A 21,515-nucleotide genomic window follows, 5' to 3' on the forward strand; every position below is an offset into this window, starting at 1 on the left:
CAACCCCAATCGCGACCCACCCAATTCTTGTACACAAAATCAGCAAAAAGGAAAAGCCAGCGTTTTCCACAACTTAGAAAAATACAGACAAATCAATTGTATACCCATTAAGTGGTAGGTGAAGTTGTCATTGATTTGCATCAATAAGCCTGATGGCTGAATCGTTAAGGTAGGCGGTAATAGAAAAGAAATCGAGGCAAAAATGAGCAAAGTCAGAATCGCTATTATCGGTAACGGCATGGTTGGCCATCGCTTTATCGAAGAGCTTCTTGATAAGGCGCCTGCCGGACAATTCGACATTACCGTGTTCTGTGAAGAGCCGCGTATCGCCTACGACCGTGTCCACCTGTCGTCTTATTTCTCCCACCATACCGCAGAAGAGCTGTCGCTGGTCCGCGAAGGTTTCTATGAGAAACACGGCGTCAAGGTGCTGGTCGGCGAAAGGGCCATCACCATCAACCGCCAGGAGAAGGTGATCCACTCCAGCGCCGGGCGCACGGTGTTCTACGACAAGCTGATCATGGCGACCGGCTCATACCCCTGGATCCCGCCGATTAAAGGCGCGGAAACCCAGGATTGCTTCGTCTATCGCACCATTGAAGATCTCAACGCCATTGAATCCTGCGCCCGTCGCAGTAAACGCGGCGCGGTGGTCGGCGGCGGTCTGCTCGGCCTCGAAGCCGCAGGCGCGCTGAAAAACCTCGGCGTGGAAACCCATGTTATCGAGTTCGCGCCGATGCTGATGGCCGAGCAGCTCGACCAGATGGGCGGCGAGCAGCTGCGGCGCAAAATTGAAAGCATGGGCGTGAAAGTTCACACCAGTAAAAACACCAAAGAGATCGTTCAGCAGGGCATCGAGGCGCGCAAAACCATGCGCTTCGCCGACGGTAGCGAGCTGCAGGTCGATTTCATCGTCTTCTCTACCGGGATCCGCCCGCGCGATAAACTGGCCACCCAGTGCGGGCTGGCGGTTGCCCAGCGCGGCGGCATCATGGTCAACGATAGCTGCCAGACCTCCGACCCGGATATCTATGCCATCGGCGAATGCGCCAGCTGGAACAACCGCGTGTATGGCCTCGTCGCGCCGGGTTATAAAATGGCCCAGGTGGCCGTCGATCACCTCCTCGGCAGTGAAAACAGCTTCACCGGCGCCGACCTCAGCGCCAAGCTGAAGCTGCTGGGCGTGGACGTGGGCGGCATCGGCGATGCCCACGGCCGCACGCCGGGCGCCCGCAGCTACGTCTATCTTGACGAAAGCAAAGAAGTCTATAAGCGTCTGATCGTCAGCGCCGACAACAAAACCCTGCTCGGCGCGGTGCTGGTCGGCGACACCAGCGACTACGGTAACCTGCTGCAGCTGGTGCTCAACGCCATTGAGCTGCCGGAGAATCCGGATTCGCTGATCCTCCCGGCCCACGCCGGCAGCGGCAAACCGTCGATCGGCGTCGATAAACTGCCGGACAGCGCGCAAATCTGCTCCTGCTTTGACGTCAGCAAAGGCGACCTGATCGCCGCCATTAACAAAGGCTGCCATACCGTCGCGGCGCTGAAAGCGGAAACCAAGGCCGGTACCGGCTGCGGCGGCTGTATCCCGCTGGTCACCCAGGTGCTCAACGCCGAGCTGGCGAAACAGGGCATCGAGGTCAACAACAACCTGTGCGAGCACTTCGCTTACTCCCGCCAGGAGCTGTTCCACCTGATCCGCGTGGAAGGCATCAAAACCTTCGACGAACTGCTGGCCAAACACGGCCAGGGCTACGGCTGTGAAGTTTGTAAACCGACCGTCGGCTCCCTGCTGGCTTCCTGCTGGAATGAGTACATCCTCAAGCCTCAGCACACGCCGCTGCAGGACACCAACGACAACTTCCTCGCCAACATCCAGAAAGATGGCACCTACTCGGTCATTCCGCGCTCCGCGGGCGGCGAAATCACCCCGGAAGGGCTGGTCGCCGTGGGCCGTATCGCTCGTGAATTCAATCTGTACACCAAAATCACCGGCTCCCAGCGCATCGGCCTGTTTGGCGCGCAGAAAGACGACCTGCCGGAAATCTGGCGGCAGCTGATTGAAGCGGGCTTCGAAACCGGCCACGCCTACGCTAAAGCGCTGCGGATGGCGAAAACCTGCGTCGGCAGCACCTGGTGCCGCTACGGGGTCGGCGACAGCGTCGGCTTCGGCGTCGAACTGGAAAACCGCTACAAAGGCATCCGCACCCCGCACAAAATGAAGTTCGGCGTCTCCGGCTGTACCCGCGAATGCGCGGAAGCCCAGGGCAAAGACGTCGGGATCATCGCCACCGAGAAAGGCTGGAACCTGTACGTATGCGGTAACGGGGGGATGAAGCCGCGCCACGCCGATCTGCTGGCCGCGGACCTCGATCGCGAGACGCTGATTACGTATCTCGACCGCTTTATGATGTTCTACATCCGCACCGCCGATAAGCTGACCCGCACCGCGCCGTGGCTGGACAACATGGAAGGCGGGATCGACTATCTGCGCAGCGTGATCATCGATGACAAGCTCGGTCTGAACGACCATCTGGAAGAGGAGCTGGCTCGCCTGCGCGCCGCCTTCGCCTGCGAGTGGACCGAGACCGTCAATAACCCGGCGGCGCAGACTCGCTTCAAACACTTTATCAACAGCGACCAGCGCGACCCGAACGTTCAGGTGGTGCCGGAACGTGACCAGCATCGCCCGGCCACGCCGTATGAGCGTATCCCGGTTACTCTGGTGGAGGAAAAAGCATGAGCCAGTGGGTAAACATCTGCAAAATTGACGACATCCTGCCCGCCACCGGCGTCTGCGCCCTGCTCGGTCAGCAGCAGGTGGCGATCTTCCGTCCCTATCATGACGACAGGGTGTTCGCCATCAGCAACATTGATCCGTTCTTTAACGCCAGCGTACTGTCTCGCGGAATTATCGCCGAGCATGACGGCGCCCTGTGGGTTGCCAGCCCGCTGAAAAAGCAGCGCTTTCGCCTGAGCGATGGCCTGTGTATGGAAGATGCCAGCCACTCTATCGCCCGTTTCGACGCCCGGGTAAAAGACGGCCACGTTCAGCTTAAAGCGTGAGTCCCGCTTCCTCCCCCCGGTCACGGGGGGAGATATAAGTAACACTTCTGACCGACAGCGCATGAGTGCGGGATATGTCGCATGTTTTGTATTACCTTTGCTGCTATTCTACGACCACTCACTTTCTACCCATTATTTTTATGAGGTTATTCTGTGGATCACTTACCCATATTCTGCCAGTTACGCCAGCGGGATTGTTTACTGGTTGGCGGCGGGGATGTCGCCGAACGCAAGGCCCGTCTGCTGTTGGATGCTGGCGCAAACGTCACGGTCAATGCGCTCGACTTTACCCCTCAGTTTCAGGTGTGGGCCGATTCACAGATGCTGACCCTGGTGCAGGGGGAGTTTATCCCCTCGCTGCTGGACAACTGCTGGCTGGCCATCGCCGCTACCGATAATGAAACGGTGAACCAGCAGGTCAGCGACGCGGCCGAAGCGCGGCGTATTTTCTGTAACGTGGTGGATGCCCCGCGCCAGGCCAGCTTTATCATGCCGTCGATCATCGACCGCTCGCCGCTGATGGTCGCCGTCTCCTCGGGCGGGACATCACCGGTGCTGGCGCGCCTGCTGCGCGAGAAGCTGGAGTCAATCTTACCCCTGCATCTTGGTCAGCTGGCCCGCTACGCCGGCCATCTGCGCGCTCGCGTCAAGCAGCAGTTTGCCACCGTAGACGAACGCCGACGCTTCTGGGAGAAGCTGTTCGTTAACGACCGCCTGGCGCAGTCGCTGGCCAATGATGATCGGCAGGCAGTGGCGGATACCACCGAGCAACTGCTGACCGAGCCGTTAGAGCATCGCGGCGAGGTCGTCCTGGTTGGCGCCGGCCCCGGTGACGCCGGGCTGCTCACGCTCAAAGGCCTGCAGCAGATCCAGCAGGCCGACGTGGTGGTCTATGACCGACTGGTCTCCGACGACATCATGAATCTGGTGCGCCGCGATGCCGACCGGGTGTTCGTTGGCAAGCGCTCAGGCTACCACTGCGTGCCTCAGGAGGAGATCAACCAGATCCTGCTGCGCGAAGCGCAAAAAGGAAGACGCGTGGTCCGGCTGAAAGGCGGCGATCCCTTTATCTTTGGCCGCGGCGGAGAGGAGCTGGAGACCCTCTGCGAGGCGGGCATCCCCTTCTCGGTTGTGCCAGGCATCACCGCCGCCTCCGGCTGCTCCGCCTACTCGGGGATCCCGTTGACCCATCGCGATTTCGCCCAGGGCGTGCGCCTGGTCACCGGCCATCTGAAAACCGGCGGCGAGCTGGACTGGGCGAACCTGGCGGTGGAGAAGCAGACTCTGGTGTTCTACATGGGTCTGAACCAGGCGCCGGCGATCCGCGAGAAGCTTATCGCCCACGGCATGGCGGAAGATATGCCTGCCGCCATCGTCGAGAACGGCACCGCCGTGACGCAAAAAGTGGTCAGCGGCACCTTAGGACAGCTGGATATTCTGGCGCAGCAGATGGCCAGCCCGGCGCTGATCATTGTCGGCCGCGTGGTCGGCCTGCGGGATAAACTGAACTGGTTCTCGAACCACTAACCTTCGCCTCGCGGCGTGAACGACAGGCATAAAAAAGGGCGGGATAATCCCGCCCTGTTTAGCTGTTGCGTCGCTTACGGCTTGGCGACAAAGCCAATCGCTTCGTATACCGCTTTCAGGGTTTGAGAAGCCCGCGCGCTGGCCTTTTCTGCGCCGTCTTTCATCACCTGATTGAGAAACGCTTCGTCGTTACGGAAACGGTGATAGCGCTCCTGCAGGTCAATCAGCATGCCCGATACCGCTTCGGCGACTTCGCCTTTCAGGTGGCCATACATTTTGCCTTCGAAGTGCTGCTCCAGCTCAGGAATGGTTTTCCCGGTGACCGCGGAGAGGATATCCAGCAGGTTGGAGACGCCCGCTTTCTCTTTCAGGTCGTAGCGCACCACCGGCGGCTCGTCGGAATCGGTGACCGCACGTTTGATCTTCTTGACCACCGATTTCGGGTCTTCCAGCAGGCCGATGACGTTGTTGCGGTTGTCGTCGGACTTGGACATCTTTTTCGTCGGCTCCAGCAGCGACATCACGCGCGCGCCGGATTTAGGGATAAACGGCTCAGGCACTTTAAAAATATCGCCGTAGATGGCGTTAAAACGCTGGGCGATATCGCGACTCAGTTCAAGGTGCTGTTTCTGATCTTCGCCCACCGGAACCTGGTTGGTCTGGTACAGCAGGATGTCAGCGGCCATCAGTACCGGATAATCAAACAGACCGGCGTTGATGTTCTCCGCGTAGCGCGCGGACTTGTCTTTAAACTGGGTCATGCGGCTCAGTTCGCCGAAATAGGTGTAGCAGTTCAACGCCCAGCCTAACTGGGCGTGTTCCGGCACGTGCGACTGAACGAAGATAGTGCTTTTCTGCGGGTCGATGCCGCAGGCCAGATACAGCGCCAGGGTGTCCAGCGTCGCCTTACGCAGCTGCTGCGGATCCTGGCGCACGGTGATGGCGTGCTGATCCACGATGCAATAGATGCAGTGGTAATCGTCCTGCATGTTTACCCACTGACGCAGCGCACCCATGTAGTTGCCAATGGTCAGTTCACCTGAGGGCTGTGCGCCACTAAAAACGATGGGCTTAGTCATGTTTCAATTCCTGAGTTTCACTGTGCGGTAACCCGAGAGCGGGTAAGAGTTCATTAAACTGGTCGAAGAGATAGTCCGGCTCGCTCAGCGCAAGCGGTTCGCCATAGTTATAACCGTAGGTCAGGCCAACCGAGCAGCAGCCAGCCGCTTTGGCCGCCTGAATATCATTACGTGAATCGCCGACGAACAGCAGCGCCTCCGGCGTCAGGCCGAGCTTTTGCGCTACCAGCAGCAGCGGTTCCGGATGCGGCTTTTTGTTCTGGACGTCATCGCCGCCGATCACCACGGTAAAATATTTCGCAATATCGAGCGCGTCCAGCAGCGGGGCGACGAACGGCGTCGGCTTATTGGTCACCAGCGCCAGTGGCAGGCCTTTGCCCTGCAGCGCGCCGAGCGTATCGGCCACTGCCGGAAACAGGAAACTGCCCTCTTCCGCCGCTTCGGCGTAATAGCGGTCAAACAGTTTACGCAAAATGCGCAGCTGTTCGTCTTGCGGAATATCATGATCGTCGACGGAAGGCTTGCCCATCGCCGCACGTAACGTGGCACGCTCCTGGCGAGCCCAGCTCAGCGCCCGCTCCATCAGGACATCGGCGCCGTTGCCGATCCAGGTGACGACGCGCTCTTCTCCCGCCACCGGCAGCTCCAGGGCGTAGAGGGCGTTATCAACGGCGGCGGTCAGACCCGGCACGCTGTCCACTAGCGTGCCGTCGAGATCAAACGCGATGCCGCGGATCGCCTGTAATTTATCCATGACTCACCTTCGCTAATTCACTACGCATTTGATCAATCACTTTCTTGTAGTCCGGCTGGCCGAAGATCGCCGAACCGGCAACGAACATATCCGCGCCCGCCGCGGCGATTTCGCCGATATTGCTCGCTTTCACCCCGCCATCCACTTCCAGACGGATGTCGTAGCCGGACGCATCGATGCGCTGGCGCACTTCACGTAGTTTATCCAGCGTCTGGGGAATAAAGGACTGGCCGCCAAAGCCCGGGTTAACCGACATCAGCAGGATCACGTCCAGTTTATCCATCACATAATCGAGATAGCTCAGCGGCGTCGCGGGGTTAAACACCAGGCCCGCTTTACAGCCGTGCTCTTTGATAAGCTGCAGGCTGCGGTCGACGTGTTCGGAGGCTTCCGGGTGGAAGGTGATGATGCTGGCGCCAGCTTCGGCAAAATCAGGAATGATGCGGTCGACCGGCTTCACCATCAGGTGGACGTCGATCGGCGCGGTAATACCGTAGTTACGCAGCGACTTCAGCACCATCGGGCCAATCGTCAGGTTCGGCACGTAGTGGTTGTCCATGACGTCGAAGTGCACGACATCCGCACCCGCCGCCAGCGCCTTCGCGGTATCCTCACCCAGACGGGCAAAATCAGCCGACAGAATCGAAGGGGCAATCAAATACTGCTTCATCCGCATCTCCTTGAAATTTATTTGGTCTTAGGCGGACGGTAGAGCGCTAAGAGCTCGTCCACCTTTTTACGCGTACCACCGTTGCTGCTGATGCTGCGCCGAACCTTCACAATATGCGTTTCTGCCGCGTTTTTATACCACTCCTGCGTCAACGGCGTGCGGTGGTTGGAAATCAGCACCGGGATCCGTTTCTTCATCAGCGACTCCGCCTTTTGCGCCAGCAGCACCTGTTGCTCCAGGTTGAAGCTGTTGGTGTGGTAGGCGGTAAAGTTCGCCGTCGCCGTCAACGGCGCATAGGGCGGATCGCAATACACCACCGTGCGGCTATCCGCACGCTGCATGCACTCTTCATAAGATTCGCAGTAAAACTCAGCGTTTTGCGCCTTGTCGGCAAAATGATAGAGCTCAGCCTCGGGGAAATAGGGCTTCTTATAGCGGCCAAACGGCACATTGAACTCGCCGCGCAAATTGTAGCGACACAGGCCGTTGTAACCGTGACGGTTCAGATACAGGAACAGCACCGCGCGACGCAGCGGGTCCTGGCTCTGATTGAACTCATCACGGTACTGGTAGTAGCGCTCAGCGACGTTATTTTCCGGGGTAAACATCTCGCGGGCGGCAGCGACGTACTCGTCGGTGCGCAATTTGACGATGTTGTACAGGCCGATTAAATCACTGTTGATATCCGCGAGGATATAACGAGAAAAGTCGGTATTGAGAAATACCGACCCGGCGCCCACAAAGGGCTCGATTAAGCACTCACCTTCCGGCAAATGCTTTTTAATATCGTCAAGCAGGGGGTACTTCCCCCCTGCCCACTTTAGAAAAGCGCGATTCTTTTTCATGCTGCCTAACTAATTACACGTTCTCCGGCTGTGGAGAAAGCTCCGACAGCATCCTGCGCTTAAGACTACCCCACGGCATTATTTCAGATCAGCCTGAACCTGATGCAGTGGTTTTGCCCATGGATTTTTCGCCTGCACGTCCGGCGGCAGCGAGGTGACCGCGCGTTTCGCTTCATCTTTCGATGAATAGATACCGCTCACCAGCACGTACCACGGTTGGCCGTTACGCGATGTTTCATAGACAACATATCTGTCCAGCTTCTCTTTCTTCGCCCAGTTGTTCAGGTTTTCATAGTTAGAGGAGCTGCTGAGCTGCAGGGTATAGTTACCCGACGGCGCAGATTTCATCGAGCTGACGTCGCCTGCCGTTTTACCGCTCTTCGCCGCCGGCGCTGCCGCGGCCGCCGTTGCGGCTGGCGCAGCAGTGGTGGTGGTTGCTGGTGCTGCAGGTTTACTCTGCGCGGTGGCTACCGGTTTGCTTTCCGCGACGGTCGTTTTCGCCGGGGCAGTGGTCGCCGCGCTTTCAACATGCTTCGGCTGAACCGACTTCGTTTCTACCGGCGCTTTTGCCACCGCCTGTGGTTTCGGCTGCGGCTTCGCTTCGATGACGGTGTGCTTACGCTCAGCAGGACGCGGCGTTGCCGCCGTCTGACGTTCGGTCGTCTGGCGCGGCGCCGCGGTGCCACTGGCGCCATTACGGATCGGCGCGACGGTTGCCGGTTCAGTTGGCAGCGTCGAGTTAGCTACGGCGCCGTCCAGCTGGCCCTGCTGCTGGGTCAACGCATTATTCAGATCGCCCTGAACTTCAACGCGCTGCTGGCCCTGCGGCTCTGCCGCGGCCTGGCCCTGGGTCGGGTTCGCGGCAATAGGCGGTACCGTGACGTCCTGCTGTGTGGTGGTATTGGCGGCAGTCTGATCCTGGCCGGCAGCTGGCGTGCTGGTGGACTGGTCGTCAGACAGATTAATGCTCTTCTCGCCGGAAGCGGTCTGCTGGCTGGAAGAAGATGGCGATTTCAGCGCGGAACCGATACCCACGATTAACAGCAACAGTACCAGAATGCCCACGCCCATCATGATGTACTGGCGGGAAGCGGGTTTCGCCGGCGCTTTTTTACGCTTACGCGGACGACGCTCTACAGGCTGCTCTTCGAGCATCTCCTCATCTTCCGCATCCAGTTCTTCTTCGAATTCTTCCTCTTCACGCTCACGACGGGCCTTGCCGGCGCGCGTCGGACGGCCTTCATCGGCATCAAGATCGACATCGTCAAAATTGATCTGCGGATCGGCATCACGCTCGGAAGACTGACGGGAACGACCAGCACGACGATCGTTGCGATCGGCTTTCATATCGTCTTCTGGTTTGAAATCATCCATTTAACACCCCACTAAAAGGCTTATGCTCACGATTATTGCACATCACCCGAAATGATAACGCCGCGCGAACGCGGCCAGACCTTCTTATTGTTGCGCCTGCTGAGTGTCAGCAATCGCGCCAAGAACCACATCGTGCGGCACTCCGCCGCGCAGCTCGCTGCTTCCTATTGCGAGCGGGAGCACCAGCCGCATTTCGCCAGCCAGTACTTTCTTATCGCGCATCATATGGGGCAAATACGCCTGCGCACGCATTTCCTGCGGGCCGCGTACCGGTAAGCCTGCACGCTTGAGCAGATCGATAAGGCGCTGAGTATCCTGCGCGCGGAACTGCCCCAGCCGTTCGGACGTATGCGCCGCCATCACCATACCTGCCGCCACCGCTTCGCCGTGCAGCCAGTTACCGTAGCCCATTTCCGCTTCGATAGCATGGCCGAAGGTATGTCCAAGATTGAGTAAAGCACGTAACCCGGTTTCACGCTCGTCGGCAGCCACAACTTCCGCTTTCAGCTCACAGCAACGGCGAATGCAGTACGCCATGGCCTTTTCATCCAACGCCAGCAAGGCATCAATGTTGTTTTCCAGCCAGCTGAAGAAGGCGCCGTCGAGGATCACCCCATACTTAATGACCTCAGCCAGTCCGGAAGCGAGTTCGCGCTTCGGCAGCGTCTTCAGACAGTTAAGATCAACCACCACGGAAACCGGCTGCCAGAAGGCGCCAATCATGTTTTTGCCGAGAGGGTGGTTCACTGCGGTTTTGCCGCCGACCGACGAGTCGACCTGCGACAGCAGGGTGGTAGGGGCCTGGATAAAACGCACGCCGCGCTGATAGCTTGCCGCGGCGAAACCGGTTAAATCACCGATAACACCGCCGCCGAGCGCCACCAGCGTGGTGTCGCGGCCATGGGGTTTTTGCAACAGCGCGGTAAATACGGTATCCATCACCGCCAGGCTTTTATACTGCTCGCCGTCGGGCAGGACTACGCTGTCAACGTTGACCCCTGCCTGCTCAAGCGCAGAGCGGACGGTATCCAGATAAAGCGGCGCCAGCGTTTCGTTGGTGACCAGCATAGCCTGGTCGCCCGACTTAAGTGGCAGGAAGGAAGCTGGATCGTTGAACAAACCAGCCGCGATGGTAATCGGGTAACTACGTTCCCCGAGGGTAACAGTAAGCCTCTCCATAACGCGACATCCACCTCAGTGACTTTTACTCTGACGCACTTTTATTAAGCCAGAATCAGTTGCTTTCCAGCATATGAATAATCTGGTTCGCGACGACTTTCGCACTCTGATCGTCTGTGCGGATAGTCACATCGGCGATCTCTTCATACAGCGGGTTACGCTCGTCAGCCAGCGCTTCCAGTACTTCACGAGGCGGCGCATCGACTTGTAGCAAAGGACGCTTTTTATCGCGCTGCGTACGGGCCAACTGCTTCTCGATCGTTGTTTCCAGGTAGACCACCACGCCGCGGGCGGAGAGACGGTTACGCGTTTCACGGGATTTTACAGAGCCGCCGCCAGTCGCCAGCACAATTCCCTGTTTTTCCGTCAACTCATTGATAATTTTTTCTTCACGGTCGCGGAAGCCTTCTTCGCCTTCAACATCGAAGACCCAGCCCACATCAGCGCCAGTGCGTTTCTCAATCTCTTGATCGGAATCGTAAAATTCCATGTTGAGCTGTTGGGCTAACTGGCGCCCAATAGTGCTTTTGCCGGCACCCATAGGCCCAACCAGAAAGATATTGCGTTTCTCTGCCATTTTTTCGGTACTACTAAGACTATTCGTTAATGATAAACCCGCTTCGCAGACACCCAGCGCCGCAGGGCATGAACTGAAACCTCATATGCAATAGAGCGAGAGTCAGACTAAAAATTATCTCAATACTCCGGCTGGTTTGGCAACTGAATAAAATCGCCGGACAATAAAGGGAGGATTGATGTCGTACCCGACTCTCAAATCGGTACCCCTTGTATGCTAAATCCGTCCTCACGTCAAACACCTGAAACGTGTTTAGCATGAAAAACCTGCTTAACGTACTGCCAGAATCCGTGGCGTAATAAAGACAACCAGTTCACGGCGTTCATTATCTTTCCCGTCGCGGCGAAACAGACGCCCCAGCACCGGGATATCGCCAAGCAGCGGGACGCTGTCGCGGGCGGTTTTGTTTTTCTGCGAAAAGATGCCGCCCAACGCCAGGGTCTCGCCGCTGCGGACTTCCACCAGGGTCTCGATCTCCTGTTTATCAATGGCCAGCGCCTCGCCGTTATCCTGCTTCAGCACCTGGCCTGGCGTGTTCTCGCTTATTCGCAGCTTCAACCGCACTCTCCCCTGCTGCAGCACCGTCGGCGTCACCTCCATGCCCAGCACCGCCTCTTTAAACTCCACCGACGTGGCGCCGCTTTCACCGCTGGAGACCTGATAGGGGATCTCGCTCCCCTGCTTGATGCTGGCGGGCTGCATATGAGAGGCGAGCAAACGAGGACTGGCGATAATCTCGACCTGCTGCTTGCGCTCCAGCGCGGAAAGCTCCAGCTCAAGCAAGCGCCCGTTAATTTTGCCGATGTTAAAGCCTGCGCGGGTGCTGGCGTCGTTGACTGACAGATCGCTGCTTAGGGTGGTGATGTGCCCGGATCCCGGCGTGCTTTCAGCCTCCGCCAGCCGCCATTTCACCCCCAGTTCACGCAGGCTGGTTTCGCTCATTGACACGATATGGGCGGCCAGCTCCACCTGTCCGACCGGCAGATCCATCTCCTGCGCCCAGGCCTTCAGCGCCGGCAGATGGCGGGCATCATCGCGGATCAGCAGCCGATTGGTCCGCTTGTCCGCCATCAGGTTTCCCCGGGCGCTAAGCAACTTACCGCCGCTTTTAGCCAGCTCCTCGGCATCGGCATAGTGCAGGGTCACGCTCTCCGCCCGCAGCGGCAGGTTCTGCAGACGTTTCGCCTGTTCCGCTTCGCGCTGCGCCAGGTTGGCCTTTTGCCAGGCCTGCGTATGTGCGTAGATGACCGTCCCCTGCTGTTGCAAAGAGAGGCCTGCGCTATCCGCCACTGCCCGCAGCGCCTGGGTCCAGGGAACCTTCTGCAGGCGCAGGGAGAGCGTGCCGCTGACGTCCGGTGCGACAACGAGATTCTTCTGGTTCATTTCGGCCAGGGCTTGCAGCACCTGGGCCACTGGCGCGTCGTCAACGACCAGCGAAACCGGCTTATCATTTCGCGCGGCGACCACCGCCAGCGGTAGCAGCAAAAGCAGGCTTATCCATCGCATCATCTTGTTTTCCTTTACGTTGCCAGCGCCACGCTGGCGGTTCACATCCCGGAGGCGTGACGATGTCCAGTTCACTGTCCGTCAGCCGGTTCACCCGCCAGCCCGTGGGCAATTGCTCATCCAGGCGCACCCGTCGCCACGTGCCGCTTCCGTCCTGCAAAAAACCCATCCAGCCTGCGCCATCGCCGGCCGCGCCGCCATAACGCCATTGCGACAGCTGCGCCGCGCGGCAGGGATCCTCAACCGGCTGAAAAGGATCGCGCCCGGCCGCCAGCAGCGACAACGGCAACCACAGCAAAACCCAGCATTTACCGACCATCTTCCGCCTCCAGCTGCAGCTGCATGCGCAGCGCCTGCCCCTCGCGCTCCAGCGAGAACGAACGCGGGTTCATCCCGCTGCGCGCCAGCCATGAAAACAGAGCGGGTACCGTCGGCCAGGAGAGAGCCAGCTCCATCTCGCCGCCGCTCCCCTGCGGATGCCAGGCGATTAGCTTCGCCCCGGCGAGCGGAATGGCTATGGGCGAGAACGGCTGCTTGTCGATGCGCTCCCCGGATCTTTCACCGTCAGGGATGCGCAGCGCCATGATCCGCCGCCACTGCGTTTGCAGAGCGCCATCGCGGGACAGCGCCGCCAGCGGCGGCCGGGCATCGCGCCAAAGCGCCACGCCGCCCCCCGTCAGCCCCATCGCGAGCAGGATCAGCAGCCCCGCCCGGGTGCGCAGGGTATTAATCCTCATCGGCGCGCGCTCCCGACAGGGTGAAACTGAACCGCCAGCGCCCCTCGGCGTCGCGCTGCGTTCCGCCGGCTTTAGCCGGCGCGAATCCCGTGACGCTGGCCAGAGAAGCCTCCACTCCGGCCAGCGCCTGCAGGTTGAGGGCCAGGCCATCCAGCGTCAGGCGCGCCCCCTGGTACTCCAGCCGCGTCAGCCATGCCTGAGCGGGCAGGTCCGCCGCGAGCGCCATTAGTCGGGGTTGCCAGGCAGCGATCGTCGATCTGCGCTGGAGCTGCTCGCGCTGGCGTTGATGCTGCTGCCACGCTTCGCGCATCGCCTGTTCACGTTGTTTGAGCGAGGCGAGCAGCGCTGCGTCGGCCGTCGCGTGGAGCCTCGCCAGGGCGTCGCGCTGTAGACCAGCCGTTCGCCCCACCTGCAGGGTCATCCCCGCCAGCAGCACGATACCGATGGCTAACAACAGGGTGTAGCGCAGGCGCTGGCGGCGACGCAGGTCACGCCAGGGGAGAAGATTAACGACATGCGTCATGGCGCCCGCCCCCCCAGCGCCAGCCCAAGGGCAATGGCGTAGCGATCGCCATCGGCTGGCAGCGGAGGCTGCCGGCGGTGAACCACCTGCCAGACATCAAAACGACTGGCCTCGTCGCCCGCGTCAGCGCACAAGCGCAGAGGAACCTGAAGCTGCCCCGCCAGCTGGCTCAAGGACCCTATCGCATCGCAGGCGTCACAGCCCCAGGCCTCATGGGTCGCCCATAGCCAGTGCTTTTCATCCCGCCACGCCAGGCCTTGCTCTGCTGCCGTCACCCAGGGGAAAAAAGCGCCGAGCGCACTGGCATCCGGTACGATGGCAGTTACCCGCAGGCGCAGCCGCCCTGCCAGCTCCCGCAGAACATTGATATCCAGCCGCTGCGCCGCCGTAACCTGCCAGCCGTCATTTCGCGAGGTGGGCGCATAATCAATACAGAGAGAGGAGGCGGGCATCGCCAGCTGCTGGGTCATGGCGCTGGCTATCCACGTCGCCTGTTCCCGCTCTCGCAGGGCGAACTGGGGATAAGGCACGCGTTTTTGCAGCGTGCGAGCTGCGGGGAAGGCGATATTGATCTGATGCTGTACCGGTAGCTCCCGCCGCCAGGCGGCCAGCCGTGAGCCGAGGGCGCTGACGTCCGCCACCATCCCCTGCCGCACCAGGCCTGGCGGCAACGGAATGCGCCACCAGCGGCGCAGCGCCCAGTGTGAGCGCTCAAACAGTAGCGCGACAATGGCAATGCTATCTTGTTGGATATGCATTCCGATCCGCCAGTTTCTGAAAGCCATGCTTATGATCTCCTTATCCGGCAAAACTGTCCGGCTATATCAATGCACCTGGCTTGCCTTTATACTACCGCGCGTTTGTTTATAAACTGCCCAAATAAAACTAAATGGGAAAACACCGGTGAAGTTCGTAAAGTATCTATTGATCCTTGCAGTCTGTTGCGTACTGCTGGGAGCAGGCTCGATTTTTGGCCTCTACAAATACATAGAGCCGCAACTCCCCGACGTCGCAACCCTGAAGGATGTGCGTTTGCAGATCCCGATGCAGGTCTATAGCGCCGACGGTGAGCTTATTGCGCAGTACGGCGAAAAGCGCCGTATCCCTGTCACGTTGCAGCAAATTCCCCCCGAGCTGGTGAAAGCGTTTATCGCTACCGAAGACAGTCGTTTCTATGAGCATCACGGCGTCGATCCGGTGGGTATTTTCCGCGCCGCCAGCGTGGCGATGTTTTCAGGCCACGCCTCGCAGGGCGCCAGCACCATCACCCAGCAGTTAGCGCGTAACTTCTTCCTCAGCCCCGAGAAGACGTTGATGCGTAAGATTAAAGAGGCCTTTCTGGCTATCCGCATCGAGCAGCTGCTGAACAAAGATGAAATCCTTGAGCTGTACCTGAACAAGATTTACCTCGGCTACCGCGCCTATGGCGTCGGCGCCGCGGCGCAGGTCTATTTTGGCAAACCTATCGACCAGCTGACCCTCAGCGAAATGGCGGTGATTGCCGGTCTGCCGAAAGCCCCGTCCACTTTTAACCCGCTCTATTCGATGGATCGCGCCACAGCCCGGCGCAACGTGGTGCTGTCGCGTATGCTGAGCGAGGGGTACATCACCCAGGCGCAATACGATGAGGCGCGCAGCGAACCCATCGACGCCAGCTACCACGCGCCGAAAATCGCCTTCTCCGCGCCCTATCTGAGCGAAATGGTGCGCCAGGAGATGGTGAATCGCTACGGCGAGCAGGCCTACGAAGATGGCTACCGGGTGTACACCACGATTACCCGCAAAAACCAGCAGGCGGCCCAGCAGGCGGTCCGCAATAACGTGCTGGATTACGATATGCGTCACGGCTACCGCGGCCCGGCCAGCGTGCTGTGGAAGGTCGGCGAAACGCCGTGGGAGGCGAAAAAGATCGTTGACGCCCTGAAGCGCCAGCCTGGCTTTGGCCCGCTTTCTCCTGCGGTGGTCACCTCCGCGAATGCCCAGGAGGCCGTCGCGCTGTTGGCTAACGGCGACTCCGTTTCGCTGACGATGGACGGCGTGCGCTGGGCTCGCCGCTTTATCTCCGATACGCAGCAGGGGGCGACCCCGCGTAAAGTCAACGACGTCGTGCAGGCCGGGCAGCAGATCTGGGTTCGCAAAGTGGGAGACAGCTGGTGGCTGTCGCAGGTCCCGGACGTCAACTCGGCATTGGTCTCCATTAACCCGCAAAACGGCGCGATTATCGCCCTTGTCGGTGGGTTTGACTTTAACCAGAGCAAGTTCAACCGCGCCACTCAGGCGCTGCGCCAGGTCGGCTCCAACATCAAGCCATTCCTCTACACGGCTGCGATGGATAAAGGCTTAACTCTGGCAAGCATGCTCAACGATGTGCCAATCTCGCGCTGGGACGCCGGAGCCGGTTCCGACTGGCGGCCGAAAAACTCGCCGCCGCAGTATGCCGGTCCGATTCGTTTACGCCAGGGCCTGGGGCAGTCGAAAAACGTGGTCATGGTGCGCGCCATGCGCGCCATGGGCGTTGACTATGCCGCCGAGTATTTGCAGCGCTTTGGCTTCCCGGCGCAAAACATTGTCCACACCGAATCACTGGCGCTGGGCTCCGCCTCCTTTACGCCTCTGCAGGTCGCCCGCGGTTATTCGGTGATGGCCAACGGCGGCTTCCTGGTGAACCCGTTCTTTATCAGTAAGATTGAGAACGATCAGGGCGGGGTCCTCTTCGAAGAGCGTCCGAAAATCGCCTGCCCGCAGTGTGATTTACCGGTGATTTACGGCGATACGCCAAAATCCAACGTGCTGGAAAACAAAGATGTGGAAGATGTCGCCACCTCGACGGAACCGCAGAATGGCACCGTGCCGCCGCAGCCGCAGCTGGAGCAGGCCAATCAGTCACTGGTGGCGCAGAGCGGCGCCCAGGAATACGCGCCGCATGTGATCAACACCCCGCTGGCCTTCCTGATCAAGAGCGCGCTGAACAGCAACATCTTTGGCGAACCGGGCTGGATGGGAACCGGCTGGCGCGCCGGACGTGACCTGCAGCGGCATGACATCGGCGGCAAAACCGGGACCACCAACAGCTCGAAGGACGCCTGGTTCTCAGGCTACGGACCGGGCGTGGTGACCTCGGTTTGGATCGGCTTTGACGATCATCGTCGCGATCTTGGCCGGACCACCGCATCGGGGGCGATTAAAGATCAGATCTCCGGCTACGAAGGCGGCGCCAAAAGCGCCCAGCCGGCCTGGGACAGCTTTATGAAGAGCGTGCTGGAAGGCGTTCCGGAAGAGCCATTAACGCCGCCGCCGGGAATCGTCACGGTGAATATCGATCGCAGCACCGGTCAGCTGGCGAACGGTGGCAACAGCCGGGCGGAATACTTTATTGAGGGTACCCAGCCCACGCAGCAGGCGGTCCATGAGGTGGGCACCACCCTGACTGACGGCGGCGGTGAAACCCACGAGCTGTTCTGACAAAAAAAGCGCCTGCGGGCGCTTTTTTATTGCTGCTTAGCGTAAACGCTCGTTCAGAGTCGGCCCTGGGCCTGCAACCATTCCCGCACTAAAAACAGCGCACTAACGTTGCGGGCCTCGTTAAAATCTTCTTCATCCAGCAGCGACATCAACTGCGCCAGCGGCCAGCGCACCTGCGGCAGCGGCTCGGGCTCATCGCCCGGCAGCGACTCCGGATAGAGATCTTCCGCCACCAGGATGTTCATTTTGCTGGAGAAGTAAGAGGGAGCCATACTGAGCTTCTTCAGAAACGTCAGCTTATTGGCGCCGAAGCCAACCTCTTCTTTCAGCTCGCGATTGGCCGCTTCATCCACGGTTTCACCCGGATCAATCAGCCCTTTGGAGAAGCCCAGCTCGTAGGACTCCGTCCCGACGGCATACTCGCGAATCAAAATAATATGATCATCAACAATCGGCACAATCATCACCGCTTCGCGGGTGGAAGGCCGCATACGTTCATAAACGCGACGCACACCGTTGCTGAATTCCAGATCGACGCTTTCGACATTAAAGAGGCGCGAACGGGCGACAGTTTCAACATTGAGAATGGTGGGTTTTTGTAATGATTTGCTCATTGTCATCGGTCTATGCTGTGATTAAGCAGTCATTGTGCGATACGCAACACGCTTTCGGCAATCCAAATCGCTACTTATTTACAGAGTTGTAACCTTTTCCCTGCAAAGGGAAAAGTAATAAAGATAAAAAAGTCAATAGCTTGAATTCTCTTTGAGAATTTACCGATTTCTGGCCTTTAACGTTTTTGGTAAGCTAATACGCTGCTGCATGACATATTTACTACCCTGCAAGCAGGTGCGCCGCTAACACTGCAGCTTGACGTTAGTCTTCACGTTCACCGACGATTTCGTAAGAAAAATATAACTATGATGGGATGGGCATGGGCACCTTTCTGATATTCCTTACAGCTCTGCTAATCTGCGTATTGCTCATTGGATGGTGGTATCGCACGCACGCCAGACGCCGCCGGCTCCCTCTACTGCACGCCTTTAGCGATGCCACCACGCGGCCGATCGCGGCCGATGAGCGCCAGGCCATCGAAAAGTATCTTGCCGAACTGAGCCGCGCCCAGCAGGTTCCCGCGTCCGGCGCCACCAGCGCGCCCGTCGCTCTGGCGCTAAACGAACAGAGCGATACCGTCTATGGGGTGACGCGAGCCATCACCCGCTACGGGATCACTACCGACGCGCCGAATAAATGGCGCTATTTTCTCGATTCGGTGGAGGTACATCTGCCGCCGTTCTGGGAACAGCATATCAACGATGAAAACAGCGTCGAGCTGATCCCCACCGACAGCCTGCCGCTGGTTATCACCCTTAACGGCCATACCCTGAGCGACTATCGTCAGGAAGCGCAAAGCTACGCGCTGGAACGCGCCTCGGCCACCCAGGCCTCAATTCGCGGCGAAGAGAGCGAACAGGTAGAGTTGCGGCAGATCCGTCGGGAAAGCCCGGAAGAACACGCCCTGAACCGCCCGGATGGTCTGCGCGAAGCGATCCTGATCGTCGCCTCTTTCCTGTTCTTTTATTTCAGTCTGATTGGGCCTGCCGTCTTTACCCCATGGCTGGTGGCTGCCGGTTTGCTGCTGCTCGCCGCCGGCCTATTGGGGATCTATGCCCCGCCGCGCCGCGCCTCGCTGCGCGAAATCCATTGCCTGCGCGGCGTCCCTAAGCGCTGGGGGCTGTTTGGCGAAAACGATCAGGAGCATATCAATAATATCTCGCTGGGCATTATCGATCTCATCTATCCGCGCCACTGGCAGCCCTGGATCGCCCAGGACCTCGGACAGCAGACCGATATTGATATCTATCTCAACCGCCATGTAGCCCGTCAGGGACGCTACTTGTCGCTTCATGATGAAGTGAAAAACTTCCCGCTGCAGTACTGGCTGCGCAGCGCGATTATCGCCGCCGGCGCCCTGGTGATGGTAATCATGCTATGGGCCAGCGTACCGCTGAATATGCCGTTTAAGTTCACCCTGTCGTGGCTGAAGGGGGCGCAGACCATTGAAGCCACGACCGTCAGCCAGCTGGAAAAGGCCCATGTGCGCATTGGCGATACGTTGCGCCTGACCGGCACCGGGATGTGCAACATCCGCACGCCGGGCAGCTGGACGGCCAAAGAGGATTCGCCGTTCCTGCCTTTCGATTGTTCGCAGATTGTGTGGAACGATGCCCCTCCTCTGCCGCTGCCGGAGTCTGACATTGTCAGCAAAGCGACCGCTCTGATGCAGTCCGTCCAGCGTCAGCTGCACCCGGAAACCGACGACGACTCCCGCGTCAGCCCGGCGCTGCGCTCCGCCATTCAGAAATCTGGCATGGTGCTACTGGATGATTTCGGCGATATCGTTCAGAAAACCAACGATCTCTGTTCCGCTGCCGATGATTGCCTGCGGCTGAAGAATGCGCTGGTTAATCTCGGCAATACCCGTAACTGGGAGACGTTAACTAAGCGTGCGTCCGCCGGGAAACTGGATGGCGTGAACGTGCTGCTGCGGCCAGTCAGCGCCGAGTCGCTGGAGAATCTGGTGACCACCTCAACCGCCCCCTTTGTCATGCGTGAAACCTCGCGGGCGGCGCAGGCGCTCAACAGCCCGGCCCCGGGCGGCTTCGTCATCGCCAGCGACGAGGGTAGCGTGCTGGTCAATCAGCCGTGGCCGGCGGTGAGCCTGTATGATTACCCGGCGCATGAGCAGTGGGGGGAACTGCGGCGGCTGGCCGGTATGCTGATGCATACCCCCTTCCATGCCGAAGGGATAGTCACCAATCTGTTTACTGACGCCAACGGCACTCAGCATATCAACCTGCACCGCATTCCTGACCGCAGCGGCCTGTGGCGCTATCTGGGCATCACCCTGCTGCTGCTGTCGATGGTGGGATGCATGGCTTACCACGGGGTGCAGGCGCTGCGTCGTTATCAACGCCATCGCCAGCGTATGGAAGAGATTCAGAAATATTACGAAAGCTGCCTGAACCCGGTGCTGCTCCCCTCGTCTGACCCGCAAGATTAATTTTCCCGGCGACAGGGTGTGATACCCTGTCGCCCATTTCCCGCTCGCTGGAGAGTCATCATGCATTTTGATATCGCCTGGCAGGAGGTCGATACCGTTCTGCTGGATATGGACGGCACGCTCCTGGATCTGGCTTTCGACAACTATTTCTGGCAAACGCTGGTGCCGGAAACCTGGGGGGCCGCCCGCGGCCTCAATCTGCAACAGGCGAAAGAGGCCATGCACCAGGAGTATCACGCCGTGCAGCATACGCTAAACTGGTACTGTCTGGATTACTGGAGCGAGCGCCTGGGTTTGGATATTTGTGCGATGACCAGCGAACAGGGTCCGCGCGCCACGCTGCGTGAGGATACCGTGCCGTTCCTTGATGCGCTCAAGGCCAGCGGTAAGCGACGTATTCTGTTGACCAATGCCCATCCCCACAATCTGGCGGTGAAACTCAAACACACCGGCCTGGATGCGCACCTTGATTTATTACTTTCCACCCACACATTTGGTTATCCGAAAGAGGATCAGCGTCTGTGGCGCGCCGTGGCGGAGGAAACCGGCCTTGAGGCGCATAAAACGCTGTTTGTCGACGACAGCGAGGCAATTCTGGATGCCGCGAGGGAGTTTGGCATTCGTTACTGCCTGGGCATTACCAATCCCGACTCCGGGCTGGCGGAAAAGCAGTATCTGCGCCATCCGGGGCTGAATGATTACCGACGACTGATCCCTTCGCTTACCCCGAAGGAGAGGCGATGAAAGAGAAGCCTACCGAAACCGTCAGACTGGACAAATGGCTTTGGGCCGCCCGCTTTTACAAGACCCGCGCGCTGGCGCGAGAGATGATTGAAGGCGGCAAGGTGCATTACAACGGACAACGCAGCAAGCCCGGGAAAATCGTCGAACTGGACGCCATGCTAACGCTGCGTCAGGGCAACGACGAGCGGACGGTGCGCATCGTCGGTATCACCGAACAGCGCCGCCCGGCAAGCGAAGCCGTCACCCTGTATGAAGAGACGGCTGAGAGTATCGAGAAGCGTGAAAAAATGGCCCTGGCGCGCAAAATGAACGCCCTGACCATGCCGCACCCTGACAGACGTCCGGACAAGAAAGAGCGCCGCGACTTGATGAGATTTAAACACGGCGAGAGTGAGTAACTCGCGC

At 59.2% G+C, this 21,515-nt stretch carries 19 protein-coding genes and 1 pseudogene; 7 read left to right on the forward strand and 13 right to left on the reverse strand.

The features are described from left to right. The first annotated feature begins 202 nt into the window (after positions 1–202). From nirB to cysG, 3 genes are all read left to right on the forward strand, one after another. The gene (gene nirB, locus MKS11_RS20550; RefSeq protein ID WP_017899950.1) at positions 203–2,746 is read left to right on the forward strand and encodes a nitrite reductase large subunit NirB; all 2,544 of its coding nucleotides are present in this window, start codon (positions 203–205) and stop codon (positions 2,744–2,746) included. Continuing rightward, positions 2,743–3,069, forward strand: a complete 327-nt coding sequence (gene nirD / locus MKS11_RS20555; RefSeq protein WP_004202186.1) for a nitrite reductase small subunit NirD — start codon at positions 2,743–2,745, stop codon at positions 3,067–3,069. The genes nirB and nirD overlap by 4 nt, the downstream gene beginning before the upstream one ends. Before the next feature lie 153 nt (positions 3,070–3,222). Beyond that, positions 3,223–4,596 (forward strand): siroheme synthase CysG, encoded by a 1,374-nt coding sequence (cysG, locus tag MKS11_RS20560; protein WP_284109678.1) that lies wholly within the window; start codon positions 3,223–3,225, stop codon positions 4,594–4,596. Positions 4,597–4,670: 74 nt separating this feature from the next. On the opposite strand, the gene trpS is transcribed toward cysG, so the two are convergent. The 12 genes and pseudogenes from trpS to MKS11_RS20620 all read right to left on the reverse strand — a co-directional run bounded on the left by trpS (position 4,671) and on the right by MKS11_RS20620 (position 14,625). Then, a complete protein-coding gene (gene trpS / locus MKS11_RS20565; protein ID WP_002920253.1) occupies positions 4,671–5,675 on the reverse strand; it encodes a tryptophan--tRNA ligase in 1,005 nt (334 codons plus the stop codon). After that, positions 5,668–6,429 (reverse strand): phosphoglycolate phosphatase, encoded by a 762-nt coding sequence (gph, locus tag MKS11_RS20570; protein WP_087771814.1) that lies wholly within the window; start codon positions 6,427–6,429, stop codon positions 5,668–5,670. The genes trpS and gph overlap by 8 nt, the downstream gene beginning before the upstream one ends. Then, the gene (gene rpe / locus MKS11_RS20575) at positions 6,422–7,099 is read right to left on the reverse strand and encodes a ribulose-phosphate 3-epimerase (protein WP_004202179.1); all 678 of its coding nucleotides are present in this window, start codon (positions 7,097–7,099) and stop codon (positions 6,422–6,424) included. Before rpe ends, gph begins: the two co-directional genes overlap by 8 nt. Positions 7,100–7,116: 17 nt before the next feature. Beyond that, a complete protein-coding gene (gene dam / locus MKS11_RS20580) occupies positions 7,117–7,944 on the reverse strand; it encodes an adenine-specific DNA-methyltransferase (RefSeq protein WP_004202178.1) in 828 nt (275 codons plus the stop codon). Between the two features lie 78 nt (positions 7,945–8,022). After that, positions 8,023–9,318: a cell division protein DamX gene (damX, locus tag MKS11_RS20585; RefSeq protein ID WP_060656631.1), complete on the reverse strand. Its 1,296-nt coding sequence runs from the start codon at positions 9,316–9,318 to the stop codon at positions 8,023–8,025. Positions 9,319–9,402: 84 nt separating this feature from the next. Continuing rightward, positions 9,403–10,497, reverse strand: coding sequence for a 3-dehydroquinate synthase (aroB, locus tag MKS11_RS20590; protein ID WP_259596592.1), 1,095 nt, complete (start codon positions 10,495–10,497; stop codon positions 9,403–9,405). 55 nt (positions 10,498–10,552) lie between these two features. Further along, positions 10,553–11,074: a shikimate kinase AroK gene (gene aroK, locus MKS11_RS20595; protein ID WP_002920267.1), complete on the reverse strand. Its 522-nt coding sequence runs from the start codon at positions 11,072–11,074 to the stop codon at positions 10,553–10,555. Between the two features lie 270 nt (positions 11,075–11,344). Then, positions 11,345–12,583, reverse strand: coding sequence for a DNA uptake porin HofQ (gene hofQ / locus MKS11_RS20600; protein ID WP_048295660.1), 1,239 nt, complete (start codon positions 12,581–12,583; stop codon positions 11,345–11,347). Next, a complete protein-coding gene (locus MKS11_RS20605) occupies positions 12,522–12,899 on the reverse strand; it encodes a HofP DNA utilization family protein (protein ID WP_087771812.1) in 378 nt (125 codons plus the stop codon). The genes hofQ and MKS11_RS20605 overlap by 62 nt, the downstream gene beginning before the upstream one ends. Continuing rightward, on the reverse strand, positions 12,889–13,317 hold the full coding sequence (locus MKS11_RS20610) for a pilus assembly protein PilO (protein ID WP_087771811.1): 429 nt from the start codon (positions 13,315–13,317) through the stop codon (positions 12,889–12,891). The genes MKS11_RS20605 and MKS11_RS20610 overlap by 11 nt, the downstream gene beginning before the upstream one ends. Further along, the gene (locus MKS11_RS20615; RefSeq protein ID WP_032456683.1) at positions 13,307–13,840 is read right to left on the reverse strand and encodes a PilN domain-containing protein; all 534 of its coding nucleotides are present in this window, start codon (positions 13,838–13,840) and stop codon (positions 13,307–13,309) included. The genes MKS11_RS20610 and MKS11_RS20615 overlap by 11 nt, the downstream gene beginning before the upstream one ends. Next, a pseudogene (locus tag MKS11_RS20620) lies at positions 13,824–14,625 on the reverse strand (pilus assembly protein). Before MKS11_RS20620 ends, MKS11_RS20615 begins: the two are co-directional and overlap by 17 nt. 118 nt (positions 14,626–14,743) lie before the next feature. Between MKS11_RS20620 and mrcA the strand changes: the two are divergent. Then, positions 14,744–17,302 (forward strand): peptidoglycan glycosyltransferase/peptidoglycan DD-transpeptidase MrcA, encoded by a 2,559-nt coding sequence (mrcA, locus tag MKS11_RS20625; protein WP_023319249.1) that lies wholly within the window; start codon positions 14,744–14,746, stop codon positions 17,300–17,302. A gap of 53 nt (positions 17,303–17,355) precedes the next feature. Here mrcA and nudE read toward each other — a convergent pair whose 3' ends face one another. Beyond that, the gene (nudE, locus tag MKS11_RS20630; protein ID WP_004202164.1) at positions 17,356–17,916 is read right to left on the reverse strand and encodes an ADP compounds hydrolase NudE; all 561 of its coding nucleotides are present in this window, start codon (positions 17,914–17,916) and stop codon (positions 17,356–17,358) included. 320 nt (positions 17,917–18,236) lie between these two features. Between nudE and MKS11_RS20635 the strand changes: the two genes are divergently transcribed. The 3 genes from MKS11_RS20635 to hslR are packed head-to-tail and all read left to right on the forward strand — an operon-like array spanning position 18,237 to position 21,508. Continuing rightward, on the forward strand, positions 18,237–20,366 hold the full coding sequence (locus MKS11_RS20635; protein WP_064183549.1) for an intracellular growth attenuator family protein: 2,130 nt from the start codon (positions 18,237–18,239) through the stop codon (positions 20,364–20,366). A gap of 60 nt (positions 20,367–20,426) precedes the next feature. Continuing rightward, positions 20,427–21,110: a GMP/IMP nucleotidase gene (gene yrfG, locus MKS11_RS20640; protein ID WP_004202162.1), complete on the forward strand. Its 684-nt coding sequence runs from the start codon at positions 20,427–20,429 to the stop codon at positions 21,108–21,110. Beyond that, positions 21,107–21,508, forward strand: a complete 402-nt coding sequence (gene hslR, locus MKS11_RS20645) for a ribosome-associated heat shock protein Hsp15 (RefSeq protein WP_017899959.1) — start codon at positions 21,107–21,109, stop codon at positions 21,506–21,508. Before yrfG ends, hslR begins: the two co-directional genes overlap by 4 nt. Positions 21,509–21,515 lie beyond the last annotated feature (7 nt).

Origin of the sequence: Klebsiella sp. K5-45 (genome assembly GCF_030128605.1) — a bacterium.
Lineage (GTDB): Bacteria > Pseudomonadota > Gammaproteobacteria > Enterobacterales > Enterobacteriaceae > Klebsiella > Klebsiella quasipneumoniae.

Coding starts and splice junctions, on each gene's coding strand:
- MKS11_RS20605 (WP_087771812.1), bottom strand. CDS start 12,899: ATGGTCGGTAAATGCTGGGTTTTGCTGTGGTTGCCGTTGTCGCTGCTG.
- aroB (WP_259596592.1), bottom strand. CDS start 10,497: ATGGAGAGGCTTACTGTTACCCTCGGGGAACGTAGTTACCCGATTACC.
- hofQ (WP_048295660.1), bottom strand. CDS start 12,583: ATGATGCGATGGATAAGCCTGCTTTTGCTGCTACCGCTGGCGGTGGTC.
- dam (WP_004202178.1), bottom strand. CDS start 7,944: ATGAAAAAGAATCGCGCTTTTCTAAAGTGGGCAGGGGGGAAGTACCCC.
- hslR (WP_017899959.1), top strand. CDS start 21,107: ATGAAAGAGAAGCCTACCGAAACCGTCAGACTGGACAAATGGCTTTGG.
- MKS11_RS20615 (WP_032456683.1), bottom strand. CDS start 13,840: ATGACGCATGTCGTTAATCTTCTCCCCTGGCGTGACCTGCGTCGCCGC.
- nudE (WP_004202164.1), bottom strand. CDS start 17,916: ATGAGCAAATCATTACAAAAACCCACCATTCTCAATGTTGAAACTGTC.
- yrfG (WP_004202162.1), top strand. CDS start 20,427: ATGCATTTTGATATCGCCTGGCAGGAGGTCGATACCGTTCTGCTGGAT.
- gph (WP_087771814.1), bottom strand. CDS start 6,429: ATGGATAAATTACAGGCGATCCGCGGCATCGCGTTTGATCTCGACGGC.
- MKS11_RS20635 (WP_064183549.1), top strand. CDS start 18,237: ATGGGCACCTTTCTGATATTCCTTACAGCTCTGCTAATCTGCGTATTG.
- rpe (WP_004202179.1), bottom strand. CDS start 7,099: ATGAAGCAGTATTTGATTGCCCCTTCGATTCTGTCGGCTGATTTTGCC.
- damX (WP_060656631.1), bottom strand. CDS start 9,318: ATGGATGATTTCAAACCAGAAGACGATATGAAAGCCGATCGCAACGAT.
- nirB (WP_017899950.1), top strand. CDS start 203: ATGAGCAAAGTCAGAATCGCTATTATCGGTAACGGCATGGTTGGCCAT.
- nirD (WP_004202186.1), top strand. CDS start 2,743: ATGAGCCAGTGGGTAAACATCTGCAAAATTGACGACATCCTGCCCGCC.
- MKS11_RS20610 (WP_087771811.1), bottom strand. CDS start 13,317: ATGAGGATTAATACCCTGCGCACCCGGGCGGGGCTGCTGATCCTGCTC.
- aroK (WP_002920267.1), bottom strand. CDS start 11,074: ATGGCAGAGAAACGCAATATCTTTCTGGTTGGGCCTATGGGTGCCGGC.
- trpS (WP_002920253.1), bottom strand. CDS start 5,675: ATGACTAAGCCCATCGTTTTTAGTGGCGCACAGCCCTCAGGTGAACTG.